Genomic DNA, 7,034 nt, shown 5'->3' with positions numbered 1-7,034 from the left:
GGGCCCCTTGCAGTCCGGCCGTGCTGGGCCCGGTCGCCCGCGCCGCCCCCACCGCCCGGTCGTTGAGCGAGCGCAGCGAGTCGAATCGCTCCGTCCCGCGGCATCCCCCTGACGCAACTGCAAGGCCTGTCGGGCGACGCGCCGGCGCGGATGCCGTGGTCACGGCGTGTCGCGTCGGATCCCTTGCAGTTCGGTCGCGCTGGGCCCGGTCGCCCGCGCCGCCTTCACGCCCGGTCGTTGAGCGAGCGCAGCGAGTCGAAACGTCCCGGGCCGGGCGTAGGGTGAGCCGCATGCGGACTCCGATGGCGTATCTGCGGGGGGCGCGGCATCCCGAGGCCTTCCACGGCCGCGGAGCCGGGCGGCCCTTCTTCGAGGGCTGGTACGTCAAGCTCGTCACGGCCGACCGGGCGCAGCGCTGGGCGGTGATCCCGGGGGTCTTCCGGGGCGACGGGCGCGGCGGGATGCCGGTGGACGAGGCGTTCGTCCAGGTGCTCGACGGGGTCTCGGGGAGGTCGTGGTACCACCATTACGATCCGGCGGATTTCTCGGCATCCGATCGACGGTTCGAAGTGCGCGTCGGGGCGAACGTGTTCGACGCCCAAGGTGCGGTGCTCGATCTGCCGCAGCTTCGCGGGCGGATCTCGTACACGACGGCCCTCGAACCGTGGCCGGTCACCGCCCGCGAACCCGGGATCATGGGCTGGTACGGGCTCGTGCCGTTCATGGAGTGCTTCCACGGCGTCGTCTCCTTCGGGCACGGACTCGCCGGCACGCTGGAGGTCGAGGGCGCGGAGGTCGCGTTCGACGGCGGCCGCGGCTACATCGAGAAGGACTGGGGTCAGGCATTTCCCGCCGGCTACGTCTGGCTGGCGTCGAACCACATCGACACGGTCGACGACGCGCCGACGGATGCCTCACTCGTGGCATCCGTGGCGATCATCCCGTGGCTGCGCGGATCGTTCCGCGGGTCGATCGTGGGTCTTCGTCACAGCGGCCGACTGCACCGCTGGACCACCTACAACCGCTCCCGCGAGCGCAGCCTGCAGATCGACGACGATCGGGTGCGCTGGAGCATGAGCGGACCCGACGGGCATCTCGAGCTCGAGGCCGAGCGCGTGCGCGGCGGTCTCCTGCACGCGCCGCTGCGCACCGCGATGCACCAGCGGGTGGAGGAGACGCTCGACGCCCGGGTGATGATCCGGCACACGGATGCCGCGGGGCGGGTGCTGCTGGAGGGCGTCGGTGCGTGCGCCGGGCTCGAGGTCTTCGGCGACACCGCCCGACTGCTCGCCCTGCGTTGACTCCCGCGGGGAGCGCTCGGCCGGCCGCCCCGCGAGCGGGTCGGCACGCGCCGCGCGGGGGTGCCCACGACGCGAATCGGGGCCGCGATCCGCCGTGACGGGTGTCACAGGGCGGACGCGACCCCGATGCGGCGCGCCTCCGCGGGTCGGGTGCGGCGCGGCTCAGATGCGGACGAGCATCTTCCCGGTGTTGGCGCCGCGCATCATCGACAGGAAGGCGTCGACGGTGTTCTCGATGCCGTCGACGATCGTCTCGTCGTAGACGATGCCGCCGTCGGCGAACCAGCCCGACATGTGCTGCTGGAACTCGGGCGCGAGGTGCAGGTACGCCGCGAGGGTGAAGCCCTGCATGGTGAGGGCGCGCGTGATCATGTTCGACATGTTGTCGGGGCCCGGCGTGCGCTCGGTCGTGTTGTAGCCGGTGATCGCGCCGCAGAGGGCCGCGCGACCGCCGTCGTTGAAGACGTCGAGGGCGGCTTCGAGGTGGTCGCCGCCGACGTTGTCGAAGAACACGTCGATGCCCTCGGGGGCGGCCTCGGCGAGCAGCGTGCGCACGTCGCCGGACTTGTAGTCGAAAGCGGCGTCGTAGCCGTACTTCTCGGTGAGGAGGGCGACCTTCTCCGCCGTCCCGGCCGAGCCGATGACCCGGCCGGCGCCGAGGCGCTTGGCGATCTGGCCCACGGCGGTGCCCACCGCGCCGGCGGCGCCCGAGACGAAGACGGTGTCGCCGGGCTTCAAGTGCGCGATCGCCGTGAGGCCGACGTAGGCGGTGAGGCCGGTCATGCCGAGGATGTGCAGGTTGAGCGACAGCGGCACGCCGGGGATCTCGGGGATGGCGCGGAAGGTCGCGGCATCCGCCTGGACGATGTCCGCCCATCCGTGCTGGTGCAGCACGACGGTGCCCACCGGAAGGTCGTCGGATGCCGAGGCCACGACGCGTCCGACGGCGCCGCCGGTGATGGTCTCGCCGAGGGCGTACGGCGCGACGTAGCTGCGGGTGTCGTTCATGCGTCCCCGCATATAGGGGTCGACGGACACGAACTCGTTGCGCACGCGCACCTCGCCCGGCTGCGGGGCGCCGTAGGTGACCTGCGCGACGTGGAAGTCGTCGTGCGTCGGCCACCCCACGGGGCGGGCGGCGAGCTGGATCTGGGTGCTGGTGGCGTCTGTCATTCGTTCTCCTTGTGGGATGGGGTCGGGCTGTGCGGGTCGGAGCCCGGTGGGTGGGGCGGGAGGGGGACGCGGGTGGCGTCAGATCAGAAGGCCGATGGCGAGCGCGATCACGCCGAGCGCGGGGAGGACACCCTGCTTCAGCGCGGCGGACGCCTTGTCGGGGCTCGACAGCAGCAGGACGAGCGCCGCGGCGGCCATCGAGCCGGCGCCGGCGAAGACGAGAGCCGCTCCGGGGGCGGTGGCGCCCGTGGCGAAGAGGATGACGCCGACGGCGACGAGGATCGCGAGGAACAGGTTGTAGAACCCCTGGTTGAACGCCATCTCTCGCGTGGCCTGGGCTTCCGTCTCGCTCGTGCCGAACGTCGCCCGCGCCCGGGGGGTGGTCCACGCGATCGACTCGAGCCAGAAGATGAAGACGTGCAGGAGTGCCGCGAGGGAGGCGAGCACGAGACCGACGATGACCATGGGGGATCCTCCTGTTTCTGAACTGACTGGTTCAATATATACTGAAACGGTCGTTTCGGAAAGTGGGCGGATGCCGTGGCCAGGAGTCGTGAGTTCGATCGTGCGGCGGTCGTGCGCGCCGCACGGCAGCTCTTCTGGGAGCACGGATACGAGGACGCGTCCATCGCGGGGCTCGAGGCCGCCACGGGGCTGAACCGTTCCAGCATCTACAACGCCTTCGGCTCCAAACGGGGACTGTTCGACGAAGCCGTGCAGAGCTATCTGGACGAGATCGTCCGTCCGCGCCTGGCTCCCCTCCAGGCCGCTGCCGTCGAGGAGCGGGCGCTCGCCGACTATCTGCGGGGACTCACCGCCGCCTTCGGCCGGGTCGGGTCCATGCCCGCCACCCACGGCTGCCTCCTCATCAACGCCGCCGGCGCCCCGGTGTCGCGCGACGCCGAGGTGGCCCGCGTCATCGAGGACTACCGCGCCGAGCTGCACGCGGCGATCTCCCGCGGAGTGGACGCCGCGGTGCCCGCGGCATCCGCTGTCGGACGCACGCGCCTCGCCGACGCCGTGACGGGTCTCGTCGTCGCCGCATTCGCGCTCGTGCGCACATCGCCCCGGGAGGCGATCCGCGGTCTCGAGACGGCGGCCGCTCTGGTGGACGCCGAGGGTGCCACCGCCTGACCGCCGGAGTGGTGCGCCTTCGGGGTGCTGTGGGTGGCCGCGGGTGGCCGCGGGTGGCTGCGGGTGGCCGAACTGCAAGGGTTCGGGCGCGGCGCGCCGTGGCCGCGGCATCCGGTGCGGCGTGTCGCCCGGGAGGCCTTGCAGTTGGGTTTGGGGGATGCCGGGACTCGGGTCCACACGGTGGCGCAGGCGAAAGCGGTGCCCGCTGCATGCGCGGGTGCCCCGGCGTGGACGGCGGGGCCTAACTGCAAGGGCGCAGACGCGGCGCGCCGCGGGGTCGGCATCCGGTGCGGCGTGTCGCCCGGGAGGCCTTGCCGTTGGGTTTGGGGGATGCCGGGACGCGCGCCCCCGCCCCGCGCCCGCCCCGCGCGCCCGGCCCCACCCCCGGAATGTACGCGGGGGCCGCATGATCGGCGCAGATTCGCCCTCGTGTCGACCGCGCTGGCGTGCGCTCTCGTTCTAGTCTTCCCTCACCGCGTCACTGGGGACGTCGGCGCACGCATGATCACGCGAGGGCGGAGAAGAGCGATGAGCGACTTCGGCAGCACCACACCGATCCACCTGGAACGCGGCGAAGGCAAAGGCCTCGCCGCCGGCACGCTGGGGCTGTGGGGGTCGACCGTCATCGGTCTGGCATCCACCGCCCCCGTCTACTCCCTCGTCGCGACCCTGGGCTTCGTCGTGCTCGCCGTCGGGGGCCAGGCGCCGATCGCGTTCATCATCGCCTTCGTGCCGATGCTGTTCATCGCGTTCGCCTATCGCGAGCTCAACAACGAGATCCCGGACTGCGGCACCACCTTCACCTGGGGGACGAAGGCGTTCGGTCCGTGGGTGGGATGGATGGGCGGCTGGGGCGTCGCGGTGGCCGGCATGGTCGTGCTCGCGAACCTCGCGCAGATCGCCTCCGTCTACTTCTGGGACCTGTTCGGTCTGGAACTCGAGAACAACGACTGGCGCATCGTGCTGGTCGCCGTCCTGTTCATCGCGGCGATGACGTGGGTGAGCTGGCGCGGCGTGGAGATCGGCGAACGGATCCAGAACGTGCTGCTCGCCGTGCAGTACCTCGCGCTGGCGATCTTCGTCGTCGCTTCGCTCTGGCAGTTCTTCGCCGGGTCGGCACCGAACCCCACGCCGTTCGACTGGAACTGGCTGAACCCCTTCGCCTTCACCGACTTCCACGGCTTCACCGAGGCGGTGCTGCTCGCCCTCTTCATCTACTGGGGCTGGGACACCTGCCTCGCCCTCAACGAGGAGACCAAGGACCCCAAGCGCATCCCGGGTCGTGCGGCGCTGCTCACCACGATCATCCTGCTGTTCACCTACGTCTCGGTGACGATCGCCGCGATGATGTACGCCGGGCTCGGCGAGGACGGCACCGGGCTGGGCAACGCCGACAACGCGGACGACTTCTTCCTCGCGATCAAGGACGGACTGCTCGGCCCGTGGGGCTGGCTGCTGGTGGTCGCGGTGCTGATCTCGGCGGTGTCCTCGACGCAGACGACCATCCTGCCCACCGCCCGCGGCACGCTCGCGATGGGCGTCTACCGCGCGCTCCCCGCGCGCTTCAAGACCGTGCATCCCGTCTACAAGACGCCCTCGTTCTCCACGATCGTGGGCGGCACGGTCGCCATCTGCTACTACGTCGGCATGACGCTGATCAGCGACAACATCCTGCAGGACTCGATCCTGTCGCTCGGGCTCGCGATCGCGTTCTACTACGCCATCACCGGCTTCGCCTGCGTCTGGTACTACCGACGCGACCTCGGCCGCTCCGCGCGCGACCTGTGGCTCAAGGGCATCTTCCCGCTGCTGGGCGCCCTCATGCTGACGTTCGCGTTCGTGCAGTCGGCGATCGACATGTACGACGTGGACTACGGCAACTCGGTGCTGCTGGGCATCGGCGGGACGTTCGTGGTCGGCATCGGAGCCCTGCTCGTCGGCGTCGTGCTCATGTTCGTCTGGTTCGTCTTCCCGCGCTCGAAGCCGTTCTTCCAGGGGCGGGCCCTCAACCGCGAGACCCCCGTCCTCGTGCCCGACGAGCCGGGCGACATCGTCCGCTCCATCGACGGCGGCATCTGACCTCCCGGCTCCCGGCCGGGCCCAGGCGGCCCGCGCCGACCCGGCATCCGCACCCTCATCACCACGACTAAGGAACACCATGCGCATCCTCATCGTCGGCGCCGGCGGCGTCGGCTCGGCCGCCGTCCGCATCGCCGTGCGTCGCGACTTCTTCGAGAAGCTCGTCATCGCCGACTACGACCCGGCGCGCCCGCAGGCGCTCGTCGCCGAGGTCGCCGACCCGCGGGTGGAGGCGGCCCAGGTCGACGCCTCCCGTGCCGATGCGGTGGCCGGGCTCATCGAGGCGCACGGCATCACCCACGTGCCCAACGCCGTGGACCCCCGCTTCGTCATGCCGATCTTCGACGGCGCGCTCGCCGCCGGCGCGACCTACCTCGACATGGCGATGAGCCTCTCGACGCCGCACCCCGAGCAGCCGCACGCGCTGCCGGGGGTGAAGCTCGGCGACGAGCAGTTCGCCAAGGACGACCAGTGGAAGGATGCCGGTCGGCTCGCGCTCGTCGGCATCGGCGTCGAGCCGGGGCTGTCGGACGTGTTCGCCCGCTACGCCGAGGATCACCTGTTCAGCGAGATCGACGAGCTGGGCGTGCGCGACGGAGCGAACCTCGTCGTCGCCGGATACGACTTCGCGCCCTCGTTCTCGATCTGGACGACGATCGAGGAGTGCCTCAACCCGCCGGTCATCTACGAGGAGGACCGCGGCTGGTACACGACGGCGCCGTTCAGCGAGCCCGAGGTGTTCGACTTCCCCGACGGCATCGGCCCGGTCGAGTGCGTCAACGTCGAGCACGAGGAGGTGCTCCTCATGCCGCGGTGGACCAAGGCCAAGCGCGTGACCTTCAAGTACGGGCTGGGCGACGAATTCATCGGCGTGCTGAAGACGCTGCACAAGCTCGGTCTGGACAGCACCGAGAAGGTGAACGTCAAGGGCGTCGAGGTGTCGCCGCGGGATGTCGTCGCCGCGTGCCTGCCCGATCCGGCGACCATCGGCGACAAGATGAGCGGCAAGACCTGCGCGGGCGTCTGGGTGACCGGCACCGGCGTCGACGGCCGTCCCCGCTCGACCTACCTCTACCACGTGGCCGACAACGAGCAGACGATGCGCGAGTACGGCTCCCAGGCGGTCGTCTGGCAGACGGCCATCAACCCGGTCATCGCCCTCGAGCTGCTCGCGACCGGCGTCTGGACCGGCACCGGCGTGCTCGGCCCCGAGGCCTTCGACGCGAAGCCCTTCCTCGATCTGCTCGCGGCGCCGGCGCCCGGCGGCTACGGCTCTCCGTGGGGCATGGAGGACAAGCCCGTCTGAGCCGCCGGCGGGCGCGGGCGACGTCCGCGGTGGAAGGATGG

At 70.8% G+C, this 7,034-nt stretch carries 6 protein-coding genes; 4 read left to right on the top strand and 2 right to left on the bottom strand.

What is annotated here, in order from left to right; all coding sequences use genetic code 11:
* Positions 1-290 precede the first annotated feature (290 nt).
* A complete protein-coding gene (locus MHO01S_RS13610; protein ID WP_060960616.1) occupies positions 291-1,301 on the top strand; it encodes a tocopherol cyclase family protein in 1,011 nt (336 codons plus the stop codon).
* A gap of 162 nt (positions 1,302-1,463) precedes the next feature.
* Here MHO01S_RS13610 and MHO01S_RS13605 read toward each other — a convergent pair whose 3' ends face one another.
* Together MHO01S_RS13605 and MHO01S_RS13600 are read right to left on the bottom strand one after the other, a co-directional pair.
* The gene (locus MHO01S_RS13605) at positions 1,464-2,474 is read right to left on the bottom strand and encodes an NADP-dependent oxidoreductase (protein ID WP_060960617.1); all 1,011 of its coding nucleotides are present in this window, start codon (positions 2,472-2,474) and stop codon (positions 1,464-1,466) included.
* 78 nt (positions 2,475-2,552) lie between these two features.
* Positions 2,553-2,939, bottom strand: coding sequence for a DUF1304 domain-containing protein (locus MHO01S_RS13600; RefSeq protein ID WP_060960618.1), 387 nt, complete (start codon positions 2,937-2,939; stop codon positions 2,553-2,555).
* A 75-nt stretch (positions 2,940-3,014) separates the two neighbouring features.
* Between MHO01S_RS13600 and MHO01S_RS13595 the strand changes: the two genes are divergently transcribed.
* The 3 genes from MHO01S_RS13595 to MHO01S_RS13585 all read left to right on the top strand — a co-directional run bounded on the left by MHO01S_RS13595 (position 3,015) and on the right by MHO01S_RS13585 (position 6,993).
* The gene (locus MHO01S_RS13595; RefSeq protein WP_060960619.1) at positions 3,015-3,608 is read left to right on the top strand and encodes a TetR/AcrR family transcriptional regulator; all 594 of its coding nucleotides are present in this window, start codon (positions 3,015-3,017) and stop codon (positions 3,606-3,608) included.
* Positions 3,609-4,136: 528 nt separating this feature from the next.
* On the top strand, positions 4,137-5,687 hold the full coding sequence (locus tag MHO01S_RS13590) for an APC family permease (RefSeq protein ID WP_060960620.1): 1,551 nt from the start codon (positions 4,137-4,139) through the stop codon (positions 5,685-5,687).
* Positions 5,688-5,766: 79 nt separating this feature from the next.
* A complete protein-coding gene (locus MHO01S_RS13585) occupies positions 5,767-6,993 on the top strand; it encodes a saccharopine dehydrogenase family protein (protein WP_060960621.1) in 1,227 nt (408 codons plus the stop codon).
* Positions 6,994-7,034 lie beyond the last annotated feature (41 nt).

It is taken from the genome of Microbacterium hominis NBRC 15708 (assembly GCF_001592125.1).
In the GTDB taxonomy this organism is placed as follows: domain Bacteria; phylum Actinomycetota; class Actinomycetes; order Actinomycetales; family Microbacteriaceae; genus Microbacterium; species Microbacterium hominis.
The sequence above is the reverse complement of the archived record's forward strand: the minus strand, read 5'-3'. Positions and strand labels throughout refer to the sequence as shown.